Origin of the sequence: Enterobacter dykesii (genome assembly GCF_008364625.2) — a bacterium.
GTDB classification, from domain to species: Bacteria; Pseudomonadota; Gammaproteobacteria; order Enterobacterales; family Enterobacteriaceae; genus Enterobacter; species Enterobacter dykesii.
Window position 1 is genome coordinate 2,625,875 of sequence record NZ_CP126604.1, and the last position, 21,952, is coordinate 2,647,826.

The following is a 21,952-nucleotide window of genomic DNA, read 5'->3' on the forward strand; positions in this document are numbered from 1 at the left end:
GATTACCCCGCATCTTTCAGTTCAAAATGGCCGTTTTCCAGATCGACATCGGTACGAAACAGAAACTCCAGCGGGTACGGCACGCACCATAAACGCCCTTTGATCTCGATGGAGAGCACGTTGTGCAGATCCAACGAGGAGGTATCCGACACGCAGCGGACCTGCAGCCCCTGCGGCAAAATGCGCGGCTCAAAATTGATGATGGCCTCGGTGAGCTTGCGCTGGATATCGTGCCATTCGATATCCGACATTCTCTTTCCGGCCAGCGGCGCGACGCCGAAGTTGACCACCGAGCGGTTCACGTGCGGCAAGGCGCTCAAGTCGCCGGAGGCATCGTGGTTGATGGTGTTAAACAGCCACTGCAGATCGCGCAGGACGTTGCGGCGCAGGGCGGCGTGGGTGATCAGATTGCTGTTGGCCGACTCGCGCTTTTTGTCCGGGTCGTTATCGGTGAGACGATCCAGCAGCGAGGGCTGCATTTTGTCGCGCGCCCCCACCTTCTCCTGCTTGCTGCGGGCTTGCCAGCCGCTGCGCAGCAGATCGCCTTCGCCAGCGGGATTACTCATCGGCTCCATCCGTCGCAAACGTCACGAGGCTTAAGGACAGCAGCGGGTATTCGCTTTGCTCGCTTAGCCAGGCTTTCTGGCCCCTGCCTTCGTACAGGGTGCCGTCTTCGTCGAGCGGCTGCCATTCGGTGGTGCGGCCCAGCTTGACCGCATCAGTGGCATCGGCTGCAAACGGGTAACGCGCCGGGATCTGACACACCTGCTCCGTCCCGTCCGTCAGGCGCACCAGCGCGTGACGCCAGACCAGATCGGTCACGCTGGCGGGCGCCTGGAAACGGAACTCCGCGATGGCGCTGAACGGCAGCCAGAAATAACGGCCGTTCACGATGGTTTCGCAGACCGGGCCGAGACGGGCATCGCCATCCATCAGCCACTCGAAAGCCTGCGTTTCCTCGTTTTCGAGGATAATCTGGCCGGCAGTAGCCTCAGCCCGATCGAGGGCTTCCAGACGCAGCGCCCGGGCGCGCTCGCCCTCCTCGCTCAGCGCCGCGGCCAGGGTCGTCAGCCACGGCCACTGGGTTTCTGGCATGGCCGGACGCGCCTGTCCCGCCATCACCTGGGCGCGCTGCAGCTCGCCCTGAATGGATTGCTCCAGCAGCGTGACGGTGGGCTTCGCCTGCGGCTTCAGCGCCAGCCAGCTTTTCAGCTGGGTCAGCGCGCGCGTCCAGTTGCCGCTGAGGGTTAAAAACTGCACGAACGCGGCGCGGAGGTCGGCATCCGCCGGACGGGCTTTGATTTCAGCTTCAAGACGCGCCAGCGCATCGCTGAGCGACTCGCCCGCCAGGTGTTGATAGAGCGTATTCATAGCCATTCCTTAATTCGCCGCGCGCCATGCGCCGATGGCCGGGTCGCGCAGCTGAGGACGCAGGGTGTCAATCAGGACGATATTCAGCGGCGTGCCGGGTGCAACCCAGGCGCTCCAGGTTTTTTTCACCGCCGCAATACGCGCCTGCAGTTTTGCATCGTCGCTGGCGATTTCGCGGGAAATCTCCACCGCTACGGTGCCGTTGCTTTTCCAGCTGTTCAGGGCGCTATCGTAAGGCAGGATCATCCAGCTCTGGTCGCTGTTTGGGGTGCTAAATACCATGCGCTCTTTGTTGACGGAGGTGATCAGCGCGTTTTCAGGATCGGCGCTTTGATTCAGCCCGGTCACCGGGAAGCCGTGGATGTAGGTCACCGCCATCTCTTTCTGTCCGCCGTTGCGGGACTGCGAAACCACGGTGTGTCCGCTCAGCCAGCTGCCGTTACCGCAGCGGGTGGTGTCAGAATCTGGAATAAAGAGCGCCGGAGCGGAAGCGCCACCTTCCCAGAAGGTGCGCAGGTGGCAGCCGTCCTGCAGGGTAAATTCCTGCCACGGCGTGCGGTCAGCGGCAACCGTGCGGGAAGCCACGTTCTGGTCCGGCGGCAGCAGCGCGCCGCTGGCTGGGGTTGCGGTGACGGTCGCAGCAGGCGCGGCCTGCTCCTGTTTCACCACCAGCGCCCAGTCCTGCGCTTTGCCTGCCGTACCCTGCGCCAGCGTGGTACCCGCCGGATCGTTGAGCGTCCAGCTAAGCTTATTCACTTTGCTGCACTGGTGTTCCAGCAGGGAGCCAAGGCGCGGCACAAAGTTCTCCAGCACGGAGACGTCTTTCTTGCCGTTCGCCACAATGCGCAGCGCCACCTCAGGCTTACACCAGCTCTGCGGCGTGTTGTCTTTGATGTTGTCGATCCAGATATCCAGCTTCTGCGCAGGAGACTGCACGATGCGGAAATTCTCAGCCTGCGCGGTGGAGGTGACCGCCAGAAGTGCCAAACCCGATAGCCAAAGTTTCATATCGTTCCTTGTGTGTCTAATCAGTTCCGCAGGGAAGAAATTGTGCTGCGTCAGAGAGTGTGTGCAGCAAAGTGGTGTCCTGAGGGTTGCCCATCCATACCGCCAGGGCAGTATAGTTATCCTGAGCATTCCCCTCCTGTTCGCCATTCTTTTGAATGATTTGGTTCATTAAGGTCAGCCACTCCTGCGGCGTATTGACCATATGCAGCGACTGCTTCATTTGCTCTTCGCTAACGCCGTGCCAGAACCCGTCGGTGCAGAGTAAGAATGCATCGCCGTCTTCAACCTGCACCACGTCGCTGTAGCTCGCTTCCGGCCCGCCGTTTTCAATCCCGAGCGCCAGATAGAGCAGATTGCTGTTCAGGTTGTCGGTCTGGTGTCCGGCATCTTTCATCTGCTGCACCAGGCTGTGATCGGTGGTCACATGCCACAGCCATCCCCGGCGAAACAGGTACAGGCGGCTGTCTCCGGCGTGCGCCCAGTAGGCCAGCCCGTAATCACGGTCAATGAACAGGCTGACCAGCGTCGTGCCCATCCGGCGATAGTCCTGAACGGCCTGCTGTTCGCTGAGGATGGTGCGGTTCGCCGTCTGCACGTAGTCGCGGATGTGCTGCGCATTAAGATGTTTGTCGCCATCGAAGCGGGAGATAATGCTGTTGCGGGCCAGCTCTGCAGCCACCTCACCGCCCGGCAGGCCCGCGATGCCGTCGCAGACGACAAAGCAGGCCGAACGTTCCCCTATGGTTTCTCCCGTCTGATCCTGGTTGCTGGCGCGCGTCCCCTGGCGGGAGAGAGAAGCCGTTGCGATATTCATTTGTCTTCCGATCCGCTCTGTGAGTCTTTGTACTGATTCACCTCCATGTCGTACGCATGAAGGAAAGCCTCGCCGAACAGGGTGTGGAAGTCATCCTCAATCTCGCCAGCCGTCTCGCCATAGCTGCGAACAAAATAGTCCCACAGGGCGGCTTTGCGGCTGCCCGGCAGCGCCAGACGCGAGGTCATCCCGTTCTGCTTCGCCTGCTCTTCCAGCTGTTCCGGGTTAAAGGACTGCAGCATCGCGGCGATAATGGCGCGGATACCGGAGATCATGCCCAGCTGGTGCGCCTGCAGATCGATCAGCGCGTCGCGCACGGATTTGGTCGGCGGCATAAAGCCCGGCATCGGGGTGCCGAACATCTGGATCAGCACGGTTTTGCCGGTCGGCAGCAGCTTGAACGGGTTGTTGGCATCGTCCAGCACCATGGTCATGTCGGCCTTCACGCCCCGCTTGAGGATGGATCGCGAGGAGAGCAGCGCCACGGTCCCCTGAGAGAACATGCCGAGGATCTGCCCCAGCTGACGCATATTTTCACGGTCAAACTGCGGGACGGGCTGCATTTCGCTCAGCCCCATCCCCTCCAGCAGCGCCTCCAGCAGCTCGCCCTGCAGCACTTCGCCCTTATCACCGCTGTTTGCCGTGGCGGCTGGGGCGGCGGCGTTATTAACCGGGTCAATGCGCAGACGGCCTTTCGGTGCCTGAGCGCTGCTGCGCGCCACAGCCTGCGGCGTTGGCATGGTGAAGCCAGCGTAATCTGGTCGCGCGGGCTCTTCTTCAGCACGCGGATCTTCCTGCGGCTCAGGGGCGAACAGCGGAGAATCGGCCAGCACGTCCTCTTCCTGCTCGGGTTCAGGCACTGGCGCAGGCTTTTCGGCAATAATGTCATCCGGATGGGTTAATGGCGCGCCGCCCATCAGCCCGAGCGGGTCGTCATTACGCGCGGCTGGCGCGCTGGCCTTACCGCCAAACAGGGCCAGCGGATCGAGCTCGTCCGTCGCCTCGTCTTCTGGCTTCACGGGGCTATTCTCGCCCGGCGGCACCAGCGTTGACGGGGTGACGTCGTCAAAAATACTCTCTTTTTTGAACAACGCTTCGTCGCTGAACAGCGTGTCCGGGTCAACGTTCTTACGCTCAAGCTTTGGATCGCTGTCGTTAAACATCGCCAGCGGATCTTCCGCGTTACGCTCCGGGGTCGCAGGCTGGGAGAACGGATCGTGCGATGCAGCAGGCTGCGGTTTTGTACGGTTGCTGGAGATGCTGTCGGAGATGGAGAACTCCTGCATCAGGCTATCCCAGATTTCCGTTGGCACGGCGGTTGGCTCGGCCTTCCCGCGCGGTGCGGCGCTCGCCGGCTTCGGTTGCGGAGCGGGCGCGGACGCGGCTGCCGGACGCGCCTGCTGATGCATACTGGCCGCCATACGGCTCACGGGCTGGGTATCGTGGATCAGTTCGGTGACTTCGATACGGTAGTCATCAATACCGAGAATGTCGCCATCCTGCAGCTCAACCTGACGCCCTCGCTCCAGCGGAATGTCATTTAATACCACGCGGGTGACGCTGCCACGGTTGGTCACGCGGCATTCGCCCTGGGCGTCAACGTGAACAATGGCCTGCAGACGAGAGATGGTGCGGTCATTGTCCGGCAACACCAGATTGTTATCCGTACCGCGCCCAATGGTGCCGCCCGGGGCGTAAAAATCACAGCTGCTTTGCGGCGGCTGATGACCGGGTTTCGTAGAAATAATCGTGAATCGCATGGCGTATTCCTGCTGGTATGATTAGCGCTCAAACGCTGCCGCTCTCGGGGCGAGAACGGCGGCGTTTGAGAAATTGAATATCAAAAACTATTTAATGAAGGTAATAAAATATAATCCAACAATGAGCCATAGAGTGAATATTAACGCCTGTAACTTATAACGGCGATGTAATTTTAGCATCCAACCAATTCTTTCTTCAGGTAACGACTGTACATATTTATAAGCATCTTCCTGAACAAGCCTTTCACGCGTGAATTTCATTTCAACGCCTTTATAAAGGCGGACAAACCAGATTATTTTTTGATAATTGGCCAGCGAACCAAAAAAAGAAGCATAGTTGGTTACAAGATCCAGATCATATCCCTTGCGCCGATAGTCTGAAAGTAACTGATTATAATCAGCCTCGTGTTTTTTGAAATAACGAGAACTGAACAGATCCATAATTACAACAACCAGCAATAAAACGACGATAAGAAATAATGATAAATTCTCTATATTCACCATATTTTATCCATCATATACTCAGTCGCTCCGCCCGCTATCTCGCCACCAACGTATCCACCAGCAGCAGCCCCAACAATGGAGCAGGCGAGCAGTCCTACGCCCCCCGTCGCAACACCAAGCGCAACGCAGACACCAGCACCTGCCATTGCTCCGTATTTACCACCGTAAATACCCCCTGCCAGGCTTGCACCAAAGCTGCTGTATTTTTTCACAGCGACTTTAGAGCAACTCTGCTCTCGTCCTACGGTGCAGGCATTGTAAACTTCATTAGTGGTATTTGCACCTGCAAAACCTATTGCAAGCCACCCTCCCGCTTTAAGAAAACGAGCGGCCTTAGAGGCATTATCGATATAAGTTGAATAACCACGAATAGAGGCGACCCCGGCTGTACTCCATTCATGTACAATGGATCTGCTTGACAAGCCTAATGCATGCTTCAATTCGTTATAGGGTTTCATCTTTAAGGTCAGTCGGGACAATTTGTTTAATAAACCATCCAACTCAGAAAAGAGGCGCTGACGCTCAACAAAAAACTGTTGGCTTATCAATGTCCCTTGTGCTCTGTACTGATTCTGGTAAGCCAATTCAATGGATTTAAGTTTTTTTTCTATTTCACTAAAATATTTTTCACCTGCATCAGCAACGACACCAAGGGACTTATCCATAAAATTAGTGACTGCAGCTATGGTACTAAAATGTTGATTAAAGAAATTCGCTTCACCAGAGTTAAGATCGGCCAGAGCACCGTTGACTTTCTTTTTAGCGAGCTGTAATTGCATAAGCTGCACAGAATTATTACTTCCCGGCGGATCAAGAATCAACATCTGCCCAGGTTTTGACCACTGCGCATCACTATTAACCTGCATGAAATAACGTGCAGCATCACTATTTGGATCGTTGAATAAAAGCCTTGCCTGGAAATCCAGGGTTCCGGGCTGCTGAACAATACAATATCCCGGATTAACTAATGATTGACTAGCCATATTCATTCCCATTGATTTTTACAAAAACGCTCACAAATAAGCATACACATTTAAATAAAAACGGAGTTGAATTAGTATCCAAAGGTTGACACTTTCTTAAAAACATCAACATTTGAAAACGCTCCTATTCTATTCTGGCTAGCGATAATTCGCCTCTAGAATTTACACTGAGAATAAAGCGAGCCGCATATCGAACAAATGAATTAATCATAATGACCGGGGAAAACTCCCCGGTCACATACGCAGTTACGCTTCTTTGTTTTCTTTGATGTTCCAGCCAGCGCTGCTTTCAGCACCTTTACCACCAGACGTGGTCTGCTCCCAGTACTGCTGTTTCACTTTCGCAGCCTGGAATGCATAGGTCACACCAACGGTATCGCCGTTGTCTGCACCGGTGTACTGAACAGAGGTGACCAGCACATCTTCCAGCGTGATGCGGGAGTATTCCACCTGCTGGCCGCCGGCTTTACAGACGGACAGCTCAACTTTGGTCAGGTGTTTACCGCTGGCGCAGTGTTTCAGGATAGCGGTGGTGGATTTGTCGATCAGCGCGTTAACGTGCAGGTCGTTAAAGTTAACTTTACCGGCACCGCCGCCACCGCCAACGCTCATATTACCTGGCTGGGAAGCACCCCAGGAGAAGGAGGTAATATCAGTCCAGCCGGTGTGGTTAGAATCTTTAGATTCGCCCGTAACACCCTCGACCTTCAGAAACATATCAATAGCCATAATATCTACTCTTCGTGGATGAACAATATTGCTTTCGAAAAAGCACTTATATGGCAAACAGGAAAGCATGGGGCTGAATAAAACCGTCCATATTTTACCTCTGCCTCATATCAAATGACCCGTGTCATTTGACAGTCTTACATTCCCCCTGAATGAACGGAAAGAATGTGAAGCCTTTACTACCGGGCGTTATTCTGGAATCGAATAAGCCCGGCATTACCGGGGATTAATTTTTGAATTCTTACGGACAGTGATGTTTGGGGAAAACTGGATAACCACCGCAGCGGTATTTTCCCCCTCCCCCCACCCTCTCCCTCAGGGGAGAGGGGGCGTCCATGTCTTCATCACGCGTCTTTCGTCTTCAGCGACGGCAGTTTAGATACCAGACGCAGGGAAACGGTCAGACCTTCCAGCTGGTAGTGAGGACGCAGGAAGAACTTCGCGGCGTAGTAGCCCGGGTTGTCTTCAATCTCCTGCACCTGCACTTCCGCAGCGGCCAGCGGTTTACGGGACTTGGTCTCCTGAGAGGAGTTCGCCGGGTCACCGTCGACGTAGTTCATGACCCAGTCGTTCAGCCAGCGCTCCATCTCTTCGCGCTCGCGGAAGGAGCCGATTTTGTCGCGCACGATGCACTTCAGATAGTGTGCAAAGCGGCAGCAGGCGAACAGGTACGGCAGACGAGAGGCCAGACGCGCGTTGGCGGTGGCATCCGGGTCGTGGTACTCGGCCGGTTTTTGCAGCGACTGCGCGCCGATGAAGGCGGCAAAGTCGGAGTTTTTGCGGTGAACCAGCGGCATAAAGCCGTTTTTCGCCAGCTCGGCTTCACGACGATCGCTGATGGCGATCTCGGTCGGACACTTCATGTCCACGCCGCCGTCATCGCTCGGGAAGGTGTGGCACGGCAGGTTTTCCACCGCCCCGCCGGACTCCACGCCGCGAATCGAGGTGCACCAGCCGTACTCTTTGAAGGAGCGGTTGATGTTGGCGGCCATCGCGTACGCGGCGTTCGCCCAGGAGTAGCTGTTGTGGTTCGCGCCGTCGGTCTGCTCCTCAAAGTCAAAGCTGTCGACCGGGTTGGTGCGAATGCCGTACGGCAGGCGTGACAGGAAGCGCGGCATCACCAGGCCCAGATAGCGGGCATCTTCGGATTCACGCAATGAACGCCAGGCGGCGTATTCGGTGTTCTGGAAGATCTTGGTCAGGTCGCGCGGGTTAGCCAGCTCCTGCCAGGACTCCATCTGCATCACGCCCGGTGCGGTACCGGTGATAAACGGACAGTGCGCCGCCGAGCCGATGCGCGCCATTTCGCCCAGCAGCTCAACGTCCTGCGGGCTGTGGTCGAAGTAGTAGTCGCCCACGATGCAGCCAAACGGCTCGCCGCCGAACTGACCGTACTCCTGCTCGTAGATTTTCTTGAAGATCGGGCTCTGGTCCCAGCCCACGCCCTTGAAGCGCTTCAGGGTGCGGCCCAGCTCCTGCTTGGAGATGCTCATAAAGCGGATCTTCAGCATCTCGTCAGTTTCAGTGTTGTTCACCAGATAGCTCAGACCGCGCCAGGCGCTCTCCAGCTTCTGAAACTCGTCGTGGTGAATGATCTGGTTTACCTGCTGCGACAGCTGCTCGTCGATACCGGCGATCAGGTTCTGAATGGTGCGGTAGGTGTCGTTCGAGAAGGTGACGGTATTTTCCAGCGCCTGCTGCGCCAGGGTTTTGACCGCGCTTTCTACGGCTGAACGGGCCTGATCGGTTTTCGGGCGGAACTCTTTGTTCAGCAGCGCGCTGAACTCATCCTGGCTGAACGCCTGACCCGCCTGCTGCTCGTGTTGTTGAGTCTGGTTGCTCATCGATTATTCCTCGCTACCTTTTGCGCTTTCGTCATTTTTCGGCAACTGGCTCAGGGATTTGAGCAGCGTCGGATCCTGCAGAATTTTAGCGATCAGCTCTTCCGCACCGTTTTTGCCGTCCATATAGGTCAGCAGGTTGGAGAGCTGGGTACGCGCTTCGAGCAGCTTGTTCAGCGGCTCAACCTTGCGGGCCACCGCGTCCGGCAGGAAGTCGTCCATGCTGTCAAAGGTCAGATCCACGTTGAGCTTACCTTCGCCGGTCAGGGTGTTATCCACCTGGAACGCCACGCGCGGCTTCAGCGCCTTCATGCGTTCGTCAAAGTTGTCGATGTCGATTTCGAGGAATTTACGCTCGTCGACGGCCGGCAGGTTTTCCACCGGTTTGCCGACCAGATCGGCCATAACGCCCATCACAAACGGCAGCTGAATTTTACGTTCTGCACCGTAGATCTCTACGTCGTACTCGATCTGCACGCGGGGGGCACGGTTACGTGCGATGAATTTCTGCCCACTGTTACTCATTGCCATGATGTTCTCCATCAAAGATGCGCGGTGAAGGTAAAACGACAGGCTCCATGCCTGACGTCATAATGCCTGGACGCGCTATTCGCGGCGCCCAAAGATGTTTTCCAGTTGGTTAACGCCGTCTGGCGCCAGGTCGCGAATAATGTCCATAAAGTTAAGTTCTGACAGCCGCTGCACCCGTTCAATCATCAGCGGTGCGGGGTGGCTCGGTTCGTACTGCGCAAAATACTGCTTCGCTTTTTCCAGCATCAGCTGCGCGTCGGCGCGGCTGGTGACCTGAACGCTGCGCCAGTCGGTGACCGGCTGAGCGGGCTGCGCTGCCGCCGACTGCTGCTCGGCCAGGGGTTCAGCCTGCGCCTCACGGTTCGGCAGCAGCTTGCTGATGTCGGTTACCTGACACGCGCTGGCGACCAGTCCGACGGTTTTCAGCAGCTGCTCCATCTCGGGCACGCCGCTTTCACCGAGATGCCCGGTAAGCAGCTCGCGAATCGCCAGCAGACGTTCGTTAATGACGATAACCGCTTCAGTTCCCGGCTGGTCGCCGCGGGCCAGCTCGTCAATCAGCCGTGGACGGCCGCCGGGATAGTCCGGGCATTCCGTCTTGCTGCCGTCCAGCAGGGCCTGAGCATCCCGGAGCGAAATTTCATCGCCGTTTGAACGCAGAAGCGAGGCGTTTCGCACGGCGACGGTGAGGTCGGATTTATCGCTCAGCCCCGCCAGGGCATTAATGCGATAGAACGGATCGGTTTCGCCATACTCTTCCAGCAGCGGATAGAGCGTCTCCCAGTAACGGGCGATCGCCTCCTGCACCAGCAATAATCCGTCCGCGTAGCCCGCCAGCCCGCGGCGGCGCGTCCAGGCATGGGTTAACGCCAGCAGTACGCGAAGATCTTTGGTGCGGGTCAGCAGGCTGGTGGCGTATTTTTCCACCGTGTTCCAGTCAGCGGGCTCTGCCGGGATAATGGTGTCGCCAAACTGCTGTTCCGCCTTCCCAAGACTTGCCTGATTCATCGCCTGGAAGTCGGCGTCGTACTCCAGGTTTTCGCCGCAGGGTTTTTCGGGACTGATTGGCGCGAGAAATTCTTCGATATTCATGAGATCCCTGCTTATTCAAACATGGGCGGATAGAGACCGTGACGCCCCGGACGGGCGCCCCCTGCCGGGTCGAACAGCAGGGTGAAAAGCTGCCCGGTAAAGTTACCGCTGTGCACGTGGGTGTACAGCGGGTAGCCGTCGCAGCGGTTGGTCCACCAGTAGCTGGTCTGACGCAGCGGATCAAAACACTCGGCCGCCTGAGGCCAGCCCAGCGTGCTCTGGCCGTCCTCGTCATAACCAATCACATCAAGGATGTCGGATCGCTTTTGCGGCTCGACGGGCTGCGGCGCCGGGATGGTCATCAGCATCTCATCAAGCTGCGAGGCGGAAAAACTGTTGCGCACCGCGTGCAGCCCCAGGCGCCCAATCTGCTGGTACCAGCTTTCGGCCTGGCTGAGCAGGCTGGTCGACCACTCTGACGGAGCGAAGCTCAGCTGAAGGCAAACCGGGTACTGGCGGCCAACGCTGTCGCGGCCGGGCAGCAGACAGCCCATCTGGATCATCTGGCTGCCCAGCATGGGCGGTACCACAAAATTCCAGACTGGCGCTTTGTGAAACTGGCGCTCGCCGCTGCGCTGCTCTTCCTGCTGCCAGGCCAGCAGACCGACCTGGAACCAGTGTGACCACTGGCGCTGTAAAGTGTCAGGAAAGCGACGCTGCAAAAAATCTCCGGCGCTGGGTAATTTGCCATACCAGCTGTAGCGGTTCATCGCAGGGGTATTCGTCATACGGCTGTCCTTGCGGTTATGGGCATGAGAAACGGGGAAGCTGGAACGGGTTACGAATGCTGTTTGGCGCAAACTCCAGCGTGACCTGATGTCCGTCGACGCTGAAGGTGGCCTGACGGCTCAGGCTACCCGCGCCCGGGCTGGTGCTCGCTTTATCAAAGAAGCGGTTGAGCGCCCAGGCACCGTTGGTGACCAGCGTCGCCGTGCTGCCGTTCGCCAGCCCCAGCTGCATGCGTACCTGGTTGGTGCCGCCCGGCCCCGGCCAGTTCATGATCTGTACGGCCTGCGGACCGTGGCTGTAGCGCAGCAGCTGGCCGTCAACGTCCAGCGTCAGGTTCAGAATGCTGTTATCCATTCGCACGGTGCGAACCGTCACCTTGAAGGACGGCGTCGTGGCGCCATTAGCAAAGAAGGCGTCGCGAATCGACTGGGCCTGCTGGAACGGTCTCAGCAGCCCTTCGCTTCCCGGCAGCGTTTTCCCGTCGATGCCCGGCATAAAGCGCCAGTTTGCCTGCGTGGTATCCACTTTATTGGTCAGATTGTCGCGGAAGAAAGCGTCCATCAGCCCGGTTCCCGGCGCAAACATGCGCGCGAGATCGTCAGGCGTAACCTCGGTGCTGGCGCTGCGCACCAGCGGGTAACGGCCGGCGATTGCCTGACGGCAGAAACCGCCCACCTCAACGTTAATCCGCTTCCGCACGTTTTCGAGGTCGCGGCGCTGGGTATCGCTGCTGGCGCCCACCGCCATATTGCTGAACATGGTTTGCAGCCCGCCCGGCAGACGACCGGCGCTGGCCTGCAGGCGGCTGATCGCCTCGCCGCCCGGTGCCGGCATGCCGCTGTTGGCCGCGTCCTGGACGGCGGTCAGGTAGCGATAAAGCTCATCCACCTGCTTGAGAAAATCATCAAACACGATGGTCTTCCCGCCCTTCTCCAGCGGCTGCGCCAGCTCAATCATCGGCGCGTAGTGGTCGGTCACCAGCTGCTCTGGCGCCTGGGTGACCACGGCGGCCTGCGTCGGCGCTGCGTCGTTGTTGCTGAACAGGGCTTCCAGCGTGCGGGTGGCGCGGTTGCTCTGATCCTGCGCTTTGCCCGCATCTTCCGGCGCTGGCGCGTTGCGCGACAGCGTCAGGACCTGGCTCAGGTTCTGCACCAGACGGCGCAGAGGCGAGTTTGCGCCGGAGAGCAGGCGCGCGGTGTTTATGCGCTGGGAGAGATCGGCGCTGTTATTGAGCTGAATGTCGGCGAGAAAGCTATCCCAGTTAGCGATAAAGTCGCGCATGTAGAGCTGGCGCACGGCGTTATCGATCTGCTGTTTATCTTCCTGCGCCGTCGCGGCCCCCAGCACCCAGGCGTCGTCCTCGTGCAGGGCGGTGGTTACGCTGTCAATCTGGCCGTTAAAGCTTTTCCAGTAACCGTCCGGCGTATACAGACCCGGTACGCCTTCGCTTACCGGCTTGCCGCTTTTGCGTGAAAACACCAGCTCGCTCTGCGGTCCGCCCAGGTCGGAAAGGGAGACCGGCTTCAGGTTCTCATCATGTTCCAGCAGGCGTTTGAGGCGGCCATAGACGCGCGTGGAGAGCGGCTGCTGGCCGATCATCGCTCTTTCGCGGGCAACCAGAGATTCATCCTGCGCGTACGGCGAGGCCTGAATTTTCGGTTCCAGCAGCTGCGTCAGGTGCCATTCAAGCTGCTGTAGTTGCGCCTTCGTAACGTTCTGCGGCAGATTTCGCTGCAGGTTGAGCATCACCCACGAATGCAGGAATTTGCCGTCGTAGTGCTTCGGCTGATACAGCATCTGATAGGCTTTCAGCGCTTCATAGCTGTATTCCACATCGCTGCCGTTGTCGTTGCGAAGCCAGGTGGTGATGTGCATGGCGACGGCAGGCAAAAGCATCTGATCCAGCGCTTTCTGGTACAGCGACTGCGAGGCGTCGCTGACGTCATCTCCGCGGTAGAGCCCCATACGGCGGGACACGGGCGGATCGTTCACATCAAACGCGTCGCTTTTCGGCAGGTCCACCAGACCGTTCAGCAGCGGCAGCAGATCGAACAGGTCACGCTGGGTCTGGTTCTGCAGCGCCTTGCTCTGCTGGTCCAGCAGCGGCACCTTCGCATCCACCTCTTCCAGATAGGCCTTATTTTTGGCATAGCTGGTCAGCCACAAACCGCCGAGGATGACCAGCAGGGCCAGCAGCGCCGCGTAGCCGGACCAGATCACCGCCCGGTTGCGCAGCTCCCACCAGCGGTTTTCGCCCGCGATCCCGGCTTCCTGGAAGATGACGTTTTGCAGGAGGTTCTTAATGAAGAAACTCTGGCCTTTTGCCCCCGGGATCGGCGCTTCTTTGCTGACCGAATCCCAGTTATCCGCCTCACCCCCTTCCGGCAGCGACAGCGCGCGGTTCAGTTCGCCCATCACGCGGTCGAACGGCATGCCTTCCTGCGTCCCGCTGGCGAAGTAGATCCCGCGCGGAGAGAACTCGGTTTCGAAGTTGGAGCGGGCGAAGACCGTGCTCAGGTAGTCCGCCAGCAGCGGGCGCAGCGCGGCGAACTCCTGCGGGAAGAGATACGCTTCGGCGCGGGTTTTCGCGTCGTGCTCTTTCAGCATGGTTTCCGGCAGCCCGGCATCGAGGCGCTGCTGCAGCAGAGAAAACTCCTGCTGGAAGTTGCCCATCAGGTCGTAATCGGCGTGTTTGGTTTGCTCCCACGGCAGGGTAAAGCCCCAGATCTGGTCGCGCTGCGCTTTGTCGTAGTCGGCAAACCAGGCGCGGAAGCCTTTAAGCAGGTCGGCCTTGGTCACCATCACGTAGACCGGGAAGCGAATACCCAGCTGTTCATGCAGCTCGGACAGACGCTGGCGCAGGTTCACCGCCTGCTGGCGGGACGCCTCGGCGGACTGGGTGAGCAGGTCAGAAATGCTGATGGTGATGATAACGCCGTTAATCGGCTGGCGGCGGCGATACTTACGCAGCAGGTTGATGAACTCCAGCCATTCGCCGGCGTCCTGCACCTGCTCGCTCTCCTGGGTGGTATAGCGGCCCGCCGTGTCCAGCAGGACCGCCTCATTGGTGAACCACCAGTCGCAGTTACGCGTGCCGCCAATGCCCCGCAGCGCGGTCTTACCGAAGCGATCGGCCAGCGGGAACTGTAGCCCGGAGTTGACCAGCGCCGTGGTTTTACCGGATCCCGGCGCGCCGATAATGACGTACCACGGCAGCTGATAGAGATATTGCGTGCTGAAGCGCTGCGTCCACTGGGCGCCCTGGCCCGCCTTGCTGAAGTGCGCTTTTTTCAGCATCTGCGCGGCTTCATCAAAGCGGCTGGCGAGGATCTGCTCCTCGCTGTTCAGTCGCTTCTGCGGATCGGCGGCTTCCGGGCTGGCGGTATTCTCTTTGAGCTTGTCCATCAGCTTGCGGTTCAGCCAGGCGTTGTACAGGCGCGGCAGAATGTGGCCCTGCGCCCAGAGCAGATAGACCACGGCAATGCTGATAATACGGTTCTGTTCAGACTCAAGCGGTCGGGTGTCCACGATGGACAACAGGGGACCAATCATCCAGATCACCGCCGCAAGCGCCGTTACGCCGAGGAAGCTCCACAGAATGCGGTTGGTCAAAATGGAAAGAAGTGTAGTCAGCATCCTTAGTTTCCTTGCGGCAATCCGTTCAGCTCAGCCTGAGTGTTTTCAGGCGACACCAGCAGAGTAATTTCCACACGGCGGTTACGGGCGCGATTTTCAGGCGTCGTGTTCGGCGCCACCGGGTTAATCTCGCCCCGCCCTTCCGCTTTCACGCGGCCAGGCTGAGAGAGGCTTCCCTGCAGCATTTTCTGTACCGAGCGGGCGCGTTCCAGAGAGAGTTCATAGTTAGAAGCAAAGCGCGCGCTACGGATCGGCACGTTGTCGCTGTAGCCCACCACCAGAATTTTGCCGCTGACGTTATTCATCGCCTGCGCAATACGGTTGATGACCGGTTCATAGCGGTCACGCACAACGGTTGAGGCAGAGGCAAACAGCCCGTCGCCCTTCAGGATCACGACGCTGCGATCCGCTTCGTCCTTCACCGCGACCAGGCCAGCCTCGATTTCAGGCTTCAGGAAGCCGCGCAGGTTCAGCACCGCCGGAAGCTGACGGGCCGGCTGCTGGATAGTGGTTTCCGGCAGCTGGGACTGGTAAATCTTCGCCAGCACCGGGTTGGTGTTATCGCCAAGGCGCCAGTTAAGCACGATATAAAACAGACAGGCGATAAACCCGGCTAGCGCCACGCAGGCCCACAGGGGAACCATCGGCCGCCAGAGCTTGCGCAGCACCGGACGATCTTCCGGATGGGGAGAAAGCGGCGGCGGATAGCTGCCGCGCACGCCGCGGATCATCTGCCACAGCCGCTGCTTGATGGTTTCAAGCTGCGTGCGGCCATTATCCAGCACCCGATAGCGTCCTTCGAAGCCCAGCAGCAGGCAGTAGTTGATCATCTCCAGCAGCAGGATATGCTCGCGCGGGTTCTGCGACAGGCGCGCCAGCAGCTGGAAGAACTTCTCGCCGCCCCAGGTTTCGTTGTGGAACGTCACCAGCAGACCATTGCTTGACCAGACGCCGCTGCTGCCCCAGGGGGTAAGCGCGGCAGCCTCATCGAGCGCCGTACACAGGCAGTAGCGTGCCCCGACGATCACTTCGTAGGGCAGCCCCGCCTGCTGGCAGCGGACTTCGAAACGGCGAATTTCATCGATCAGGCGCTGGCGTAGCGCCACCTGATCGTCATGGGAGACCGAATGACGGATCTGCGGAATCGCATTGAGCAGCGGATTGGCGGCCGCCACCAGCTGATTGTTGCTACTGGCCCCGGTAAACGCGGCATCGCTGCCGGTGTCCTGTCGTTCCTGCATATTAAGCGCTCGCTTTATTATTCTGTCGGGCTACGGATGGCCCAAAACTCCATATCCAGCCCCGGGAACTCCCCTGCAAGGTGCAGGGCGAATGCGCCGGACTTATCCATCTCGTGCCACAGCTCGCTGCCCTTCTCCAGTTCAAAGTAGCTGTAGCCGGCATGCCACGGGATCTGCGGCGGCGCGACCGGCATGGCGCGCAGCATAATGCCCGGCAGCTGAAGCTGAACCAGATCGCGGATTTTCGAGACCGGCGCGACCTTCATCTGTGCCGGGAAATGGGTTTGCAGGTGTTCGCCTGGCACATTGGCTTTTACCGCCAGCACGAAGCCGAACTCGCGCACCATGCTGGTTTCAGGCACCGTGGCGATGTTCAGGCCGTGGGAGCGTTCGTTAAGCGGCAGCTGAATCGCGTGGTCTTCCATCACCAGCGACAGTCCCTGACGCAGCATCAGCATCAGCTTGCTGAAGCAGTTAGCCAGATCGTCATGATCGTAAATCGGCAGCACGCTTTCGGCGGTACGCTGGGACGTCCAGGTGGCGAGCTCGGTCGAAAACGGCAGCCAGCTGCGCCAGAGCGTTTCCGGATGCAGCAGCGGGAGGGTTTTTAAATGAGAAACCTCGCCCAGATGACGGTTAACCAGCGACAGCAGCGTGAACTCAATCAGTTCGGAGGTGTTAAAGCGGCCAGGCTGGCGTAAACGACCGCCAATCTGCTGGCTGCGCTGGACCAGCAGGCCGTGCAGATCGTTGATCATGCTGTAGATCTGCGGGCTGTTGTTGGCGTTGAGCATCGGCGGGATGTAGCTGTTATCGAGCCGCACGTGGTTGTCGTTACGTTTCTCCGTCACAAACGCCACGCCGATGGCGGTCCATTCCGCCGTGAGGTCTTTTTCCAGCATCAGGGTCAGACGCAGACGGCCAAACTGGACGGTGGCATCCCCCACCGACATGGCGTTGTCGTCTTCCACCTCTTGCTCGAAAGCGATGAAGCGCGCCAGCGAGGCCGGCTCTTCGCTAAAAATCACCTCTTCTCTCTCGCCACGACGAACCGGCAGCGCGAGCACCACCTTTTCGTTGGTGAGATTGTCCGGAATTTTCAGCGGTACAGGACCGTTGCGCCCGTTACGGACCTGGAAAAAGGTGCCGTCCGGCAGCAGGCCACTGCAGTAGCTCAGGGCAACGCATCCCTGACGCAGCATCGCTTCATCCAGTTCAACGTCAAGAAAGCCCCAGAGATACGACCGCTGCAGCGCGCCCCATTCACGAACATGGTTGAGCAGATAGCTTTCAGTCCGCTGAAAATGGTGTGGACGCAGGAACATGCCTTCGGTCCAGACGACCTTTTCTGCTTTCGTCATGATGATGTGTTTCCTGTGTTGAAGCGCGTTACTGGCTGATGACCCGAATGCCGTTCACGTCGAGAAAAACGTTGGCCTGAAGTTCATCCGCGGACCATTTCCAGAACTGGTAGATATGATTTTCGCCAGGCACGGGCAGAGGGAGTGAAACGCGCCATTTTTTGCCATCCAGCACCTGATACTCCGCCATCACGCCGATGTAGCGGGCCTCCGGAGAGCTTTGTCCGCTGAGGGTTTTGGACAGCTGTCCCGGCATCAGGAAGAACACGTCGCTGTTCAGCAGATTCGCGCCAAGCGTGGCTGACGCGTTGTTCTGCAGGGAGTAGAAGTCGCTGGACATGAAATCCGCATCGGATTTCAGCAACAACACCCGGACCTTAAGCGGCGCAGATTCATTGATTTGTGGATGAGCCTGAAACTGCAGATTGTAGCGGGAGGGGTCGCTGTGTGAAGACGACGTACAGCCACTGACCAGGGCAAAAATCACCGCGTAAAAGAATAACCACAGCTTATGAAAATTTTTATTATTCATAAAAATGCGCTCATGCAAGCCGTTTAGTTCAGGATCCAGGTACCGTTAGCGCTGTCTTTGCAGGCTTTGCTGTTGCCGTCGACGTCGACACAGGTCGCTTTTTTACGCGCCTTCGGACGAATAGCCTGTTTACGCACGGCGGCGTCGTACAGGTCGGCCTTGATCACGGCGCGCATCGGGACGTAACCAATCAGCTGATCGTTACCTTCATCGGCAAGCGCCATCCAGTAGTGTTCAACCTGCCCCAGCACCACGTAGGTTTTTCCGGTCTCGAGATTACGGATAACTTTGCCGCCGAAGTCAGGACGGCTCATCAGGGAGGCCGGATACATGGCGCGATACGGTTCGTTGACCGGGTTGAACTCCGCCGGCGGCGTGACAGCGTGACGGTGGGTTAAGGTTACGCCGTTGACCTGGCTGGTCTCGATCGTATCGTCGTTGATCACAGGTTTCTGCGGCGCTTTACAGCCCGCCACCGCCATTACAAACAGAAGTGAAAACAGTACGCGCATTTTCATATGCTTTTCCGTAGCGATATTTTGATGATGAAGATAAGGGAGTGAAGTTTGACTTAAGTGCTATTGTTAAAATAGCCAGGATATTTTCGGGGCGTTACTATTTTAAGGGCATAGCTACCGCACGAGCCCTTCAGAATAAGGCCCAGTGTCTTCCTGACATATTTTGACAAACGGTAAACAAGTTTACATGAGCTTCGCCTCAATTCAATATTTACCGCTACGTAACTGTTGGTAAATGAAGCAGTCGGAAAATTATAGGATTAATCCTATGAAAAAAAGCCGATACGACCTACACGCTGTTATTTTTCCACCACATTACCACGCAACCTAATGTTTTATAAAGAAAAAGAACAAAAGAGAACCACTTTCATTAACGCAATACTGCTATTATCGCCACTACCATAATTAGTAGAATTCGCGTATTGGTGAGGTCAGCAGAATATATGAACCATGAATTATTTGTTGCACTAACAGGGTATCTTTAATATTGAATGCACCCGACAACGTGAATGTGGCTATTTCACTTATGTTGCACGACGTTAATTTTACGCCTCAAAATAACTTTATATTTCGCGTTGTGATAATTACCCTGTCAGGCATAAATTATATCCATTAATCATTAAGCCTGAGTTAACCATCCTGACATTATCGCAGCCAAAAATGCTCGCAATAGCCCGCCAGCTGCGACCCGTGTTTATTGCTGCCGCCCACAGCCTTCATTCGAAATTTTATTGCTGCTACATCCTCTCCTGCTCGCTCTATCTATCTTGCCTACCGGGCGATAGATAAGATTTATTATTAAAATGATAAAAAATCGTTATAATTTCTTTAAATATTTAAGCATCAGATCCGATAAGACGCTGTAATAAAACGAATTTAAGATAAAGCATTTTTCCGCACCGCATGCGCGTAGCCATCCGGTGGTCATTGCTTTCGCTTATTGGCTTGTACAGCGCTTTTATGGGTTCAGACGTTGTGTGACCGAACAGATCAGGAGTGGGTATGAATAAGAAAAGACGCTCGGTGCCGGGTATCAGACACTATGACGGTCCTGCCGGAGGCTGGGGTGCGTTAAAAGCGACGGCCATCGCGGTACGTACCCAAATGGATACCCTTGATGCTCCCGCCACGCTGCTGCGCACCAACCAGCCTGACGGTTTTGACTGCCCTGGCTGCGCGTGGCCTGATAAGGAACATAAATCGACGTTCCAGTTCTGCGAGAACGGCGCGAAGGCGGTGACCTGGGAAGCCACCAGCAAACGCGTTACCCCCGCGTTTCTGGCCGAAAACAGCGTCTCCTCGCTGCTGGCTAAATCGGACTTTGAGCTGGAAGGCTACGGTCGACTGACGCATCCCCTGCGCTATGACCGGGCGAGCGATACCTTCCGGCCCGTCGACTGGGAAGAGGCGTTTGAACGCATCGGCGAAGTACTGCGCGGGCTCGAACCGGACCAGGTCGAGTTCTATACCTCCGGACGCGCCTCTAACGAAGCGGCGTATCTGTTCCAGCTCTTCGCTCGCGAATACGGCACCAATAACTTCCCCGACTGCTCGAATATGTGCCACGAGGCCACCAGCGTCGGTTTGCCGCGTTCGATTGGCATCGGGAAAGGCACCGTCTCGCTGGACGACTTCGATAAGACCGAGCTGGTGATCTCCATCGGCCACAACCCCGGCACCAACCATCCGCGTATGATGGGGACCCTCCACGAGCTGGCCCGTCGCAACGTGCCGATTATCGTCTTTAACCCGCTGCGCGAGCGCGCCCTCGAACGCTTTGCCGATCCGCAAAGCGTGATTGAAATGGCGACCTACGGCTCCACGGATATCGCTTCGACCTATTTCCAGGTGAAGGCCGGGGGCGATGCCGCCGCGCTGAAAGGCATAGCCAAACATCTACTGGAAATGGAGGCCGAACGCGGTGACGTGCTGGATCACGCATTTATTGCCGAACACACCCAGGGCATTGAGGACTTCGCCGCCGATATCGCGCAAACCCGCTGGGACGAGATCGAGCGCGAGTCGGGCCTGAGCCAGGCGGCGCTCAAAAAGGTGGCCGACGCCTATGCGAAATCAAATGCCACCATCATTACCTACGGGATGGGGATTACCCAGCACAATAAAGGTACGGCAAACGTTCGCCTGATCGCCGACCTGCTGCTGCTGCGCGGGAATATCGGCAAGCCCGGCGCGGGTATCTGCCCCCTGCGCGGCCACTCTAACGTTCAGGGGAACCGCACCGTCGGGATTAGCGAGAAACCTACCCCGGCCTTCCTGAACCGCCTGAAGGACGTTTTCGGCTTTGAGCCACCCTCTCACCACGGACACGATGCGGTGCAGGCCACGCAGGCGATGATCGACGGCCGCGCGAAGGCGCTCATCTGCCTTGGGGGTAATTTTGCAGTGGCGATGCCCGATCACGAGCGGGGTTTTCCGGCGATGGGTAACCTGGATTTGAGCGTGCACGTCGGGACCAAGCTCAACCGTACCCATCTGCTGGTGGGCAAAGAGACCTTTATCTTTCCGTGCCTCGGCCGCACCGAGCTGGATCTCCAGGCCACCGGTCGTCAGTCCATTACCGTCGAAGACTCCATGTCGATGGTGCATGCCTCGTCCGGCAAGCTGAAGCCCGCCTCACCGTTACTCCTCTCGGAACCGGCTATCGTCGCCGGCATGGCGAAAGCCACGCTGCCGGAAACCCGCGTGGACTGGCTGACGCTGGTTGAGGATTACGACCGGATCCGCGATCTGATCGAGCAGACCATTCCGGGCTTTGAGAACTACAACGCGCGGATCCGCGTTCCCGGCGGCTTCCGCATGCCGCTGCCGCCAACGCAGCGTATCTGGCCAACGGCGACGGGAAAAGCGATGTTCTCGGTGTTCGACGGCGTTCACGAGAACGCCAGCGGCGAAGGTGAGCACGTTCTGCGCCTTATCACGCTGCGCAGCCACGACCAGTACAACACCACCATTTACGCGCTGGACGACCGCTACCGCGGCGTGTTTGGCCGCCGCGACGTGCTGTTTATGAACGAAGACGATATGGCGCAGTCAGGCCTGGAGCACGGCGACCGCATCGATATCGAAACCGCCCTCCCCGGCAGCGTTCAGCGTCTGAAGGACATTACCGTGGTGGCGTACAACATCGCGCCGGGCACCGTCGGCGCCTATTACCCGGAGGCCAACGTGCTGGTGCCGCTGGATTATCTGGATAAGGACAGCGGTACGCCGTCGTATAAATCCGTTCCGGTTCGCATCACCCTGCGCTCGAAAGAGATCCGCATGCTGTAAGGCTGTTCGCG

The 21,952-nt window shown here is 57.7% G+C and carries 18 protein-coding genes; 1 reads left to right on the forward strand and 17 read right to left on the reverse strand.

Annotation, left to right across the window (positions count from 1 at the left end; all coding sequences use genetic code 11):
* Positions 1 to 2 precede the first annotated feature (2 nt).
* The 17 genes from tssE to F0320_RS12715 form a co-directional block, all read right to left on the reverse strand.
* Complete coding sequence (gene tssE, locus F0320_RS12635) at positions 3 to 566, reverse strand: type VI secretion system baseplate subunit TssE (RefSeq protein ID WP_047652264.1); 564 nt, start codon at positions 564 to 566, stop codon at positions 3 to 5.
* Positions 559 to 1,371, reverse strand: a complete 813-nt coding sequence (locus F0320_RS12640; protein ID WP_126330062.1) for a type VI secretion system accessory protein TagJ — start codon at positions 1,369 to 1,371, stop codon at positions 559 to 561. Before F0320_RS12640 ends, tssE begins: the two co-directional genes overlap by 8 nt.
* A gap of 9 nt (positions 1,372 to 1,380) precedes the next feature.
* A complete protein-coding gene (locus F0320_RS12645) occupies positions 1,381 to 2,379 on the reverse strand; it encodes a hypothetical protein (protein ID WP_047652266.1) in 999 nt (332 codons plus the stop codon).
* A 16-nt stretch (positions 2,380 to 2,395) separates the two neighbouring features.
* Positions 2,396 to 3,193: a PP2C family protein-serine/threonine phosphatase gene (locus F0320_RS12650; RefSeq protein ID WP_014884226.1), complete on the reverse strand. Its 798-nt coding sequence runs from the start codon at positions 3,191 to 3,193 to the stop codon at positions 2,396 to 2,398.
* Complete coding sequence (tagH, locus tag F0320_RS12655; RefSeq protein ID WP_126330064.1) at positions 3,190 to 4,953, reverse strand: type VI secretion system-associated FHA domain protein TagH; 1,764 nt, start codon at positions 4,951 to 4,953, stop codon at positions 3,190 to 3,192. Before tagH ends, F0320_RS12650 begins: the two co-directional genes overlap by 4 nt.
* Before the next feature lie 87 nt (positions 4,954 to 5,040).
* On the reverse strand, positions 5,041 to 5,457 hold the full coding sequence (locus F0320_RS12660) for a hypothetical protein (RefSeq protein ID WP_126330066.1): 417 nt from the start codon (positions 5,455 to 5,457) through the stop codon (positions 5,041 to 5,043).
* Positions 5,451 to 6,440 carry a hypothetical protein gene (locus F0320_RS12665; protein ID WP_047652270.1) on the reverse strand — a complete coding sequence of 330 codons (990 nt, stop codon included), beginning with the start codon at positions 6,438 to 6,440 and terminating at the stop codon, positions 5,451 to 5,453. Before F0320_RS12665 ends, F0320_RS12660 begins: the two co-directional genes overlap by 7 nt.
* Before the next feature lie 246 nt (positions 6,441 to 6,686).
* On the reverse strand, positions 6,687 to 7,169 hold the full coding sequence (locus F0320_RS12670) for an Hcp family type VI secretion system effector (RefSeq protein WP_008502640.1): 483 nt from the start codon (positions 7,167 to 7,169) through the stop codon (positions 6,687 to 6,689).
* Positions 7,170 to 7,513: 344 nt separating this feature from the next.
* Positions 7,514 to 9,013 carry a type VI secretion system contractile sheath large subunit gene (gene tssC / locus F0320_RS12675; RefSeq protein WP_023336028.1) on the reverse strand — a complete coding sequence of 500 codons (1,500 nt, stop codon included), beginning with the start codon at positions 9,011 to 9,013 and terminating at the stop codon, positions 7,514 to 7,516.
* A 3-nt stretch (positions 9,014 to 9,016) separates the two neighbouring features.
* On the reverse strand, positions 9,017 to 9,541 hold the full coding sequence (tssB, locus tag F0320_RS12680) for a type VI secretion system contractile sheath small subunit (RefSeq protein WP_008502644.1): 525 nt from the start codon (positions 9,539 to 9,541) through the stop codon (positions 9,017 to 9,019).
* A 75-nt stretch (positions 9,542 to 9,616) separates the two neighbouring features.
* Positions 9,617 to 10,633 (reverse strand): type VI secretion system protein TssA, encoded by a 1,017-nt coding sequence (tssA, locus tag F0320_RS12685; protein ID WP_126330068.1) that lies wholly within the window; start codon positions 10,631 to 10,633, stop codon positions 9,617 to 9,619.
* Positions 10,634 to 10,644: 11 nt separating this feature from the next.
* Positions 10,645 to 11,361: a type VI secretion system-associated protein TagF gene (tagF, locus tag F0320_RS12690; protein ID WP_023312158.1), complete on the reverse strand. Its 717-nt coding sequence runs from the start codon at positions 11,359 to 11,361 to the stop codon at positions 10,645 to 10,647.
* A 16-nt stretch (positions 11,362 to 11,377) separates the two neighbouring features.
* On the reverse strand, positions 11,378 to 14,998 hold the full coding sequence (gene tssM / locus F0320_RS12695) for a type VI secretion system membrane subunit TssM (protein WP_126330070.1): 3,621 nt from the start codon (positions 14,996 to 14,998) through the stop codon (positions 11,378 to 11,380).
* Between the two features lie 2 nt (positions 14,999 to 15,000).
* Positions 15,001 to 16,239: a DotU family type VI secretion system protein gene (locus tag F0320_RS12700; RefSeq protein ID WP_033145801.1), complete on the reverse strand. Its 1,239-nt coding sequence runs from the start codon at positions 16,237 to 16,239 to the stop codon at positions 15,001 to 15,003.
* A gap of 17 nt (positions 16,240 to 16,256) precedes the next feature.
* The gene (gene tssK / locus F0320_RS12705; protein ID WP_126330072.1) at positions 16,257 to 17,600 is read right to left on the reverse strand and encodes a type VI secretion system baseplate subunit TssK; all 1,344 of its coding nucleotides are present in this window, start codon (positions 17,598 to 17,600) and stop codon (positions 16,257 to 16,259) included.
* 28 nt (positions 17,601 to 17,628) lie between these two features.
* On the reverse strand, positions 17,629 to 18,132 hold the full coding sequence (tssJ, locus tag F0320_RS12710) for a type VI secretion system lipoprotein TssJ (RefSeq protein WP_047652274.1): 504 nt from the start codon (positions 18,130 to 18,132) through the stop codon (positions 17,629 to 17,631).
* Between the two features lie 23 nt (positions 18,133 to 18,155).
* Complete coding sequence (locus tag F0320_RS12715) at positions 18,156 to 18,650, reverse strand: hypothetical protein (RefSeq protein WP_032658425.1); 495 nt, start codon at positions 18,648 to 18,650, stop codon at positions 18,156 to 18,158.
* A 1,002-nt stretch (positions 18,651 to 19,652) separates the two neighbouring features.
* Between F0320_RS12715 and F0320_RS12720 the strand changes: the two genes are divergently transcribed.
* Positions 19,653 to 21,941 (forward strand): FdhF/YdeP family oxidoreductase, encoded by a 2,289-nt coding sequence (locus F0320_RS12720; protein WP_126330074.1) that lies wholly within the window; start codon positions 19,653 to 19,655, stop codon positions 21,939 to 21,941.
* The last annotated feature ends 11 nt before the right edge of the window (positions 21,942 to 21,952 follow it).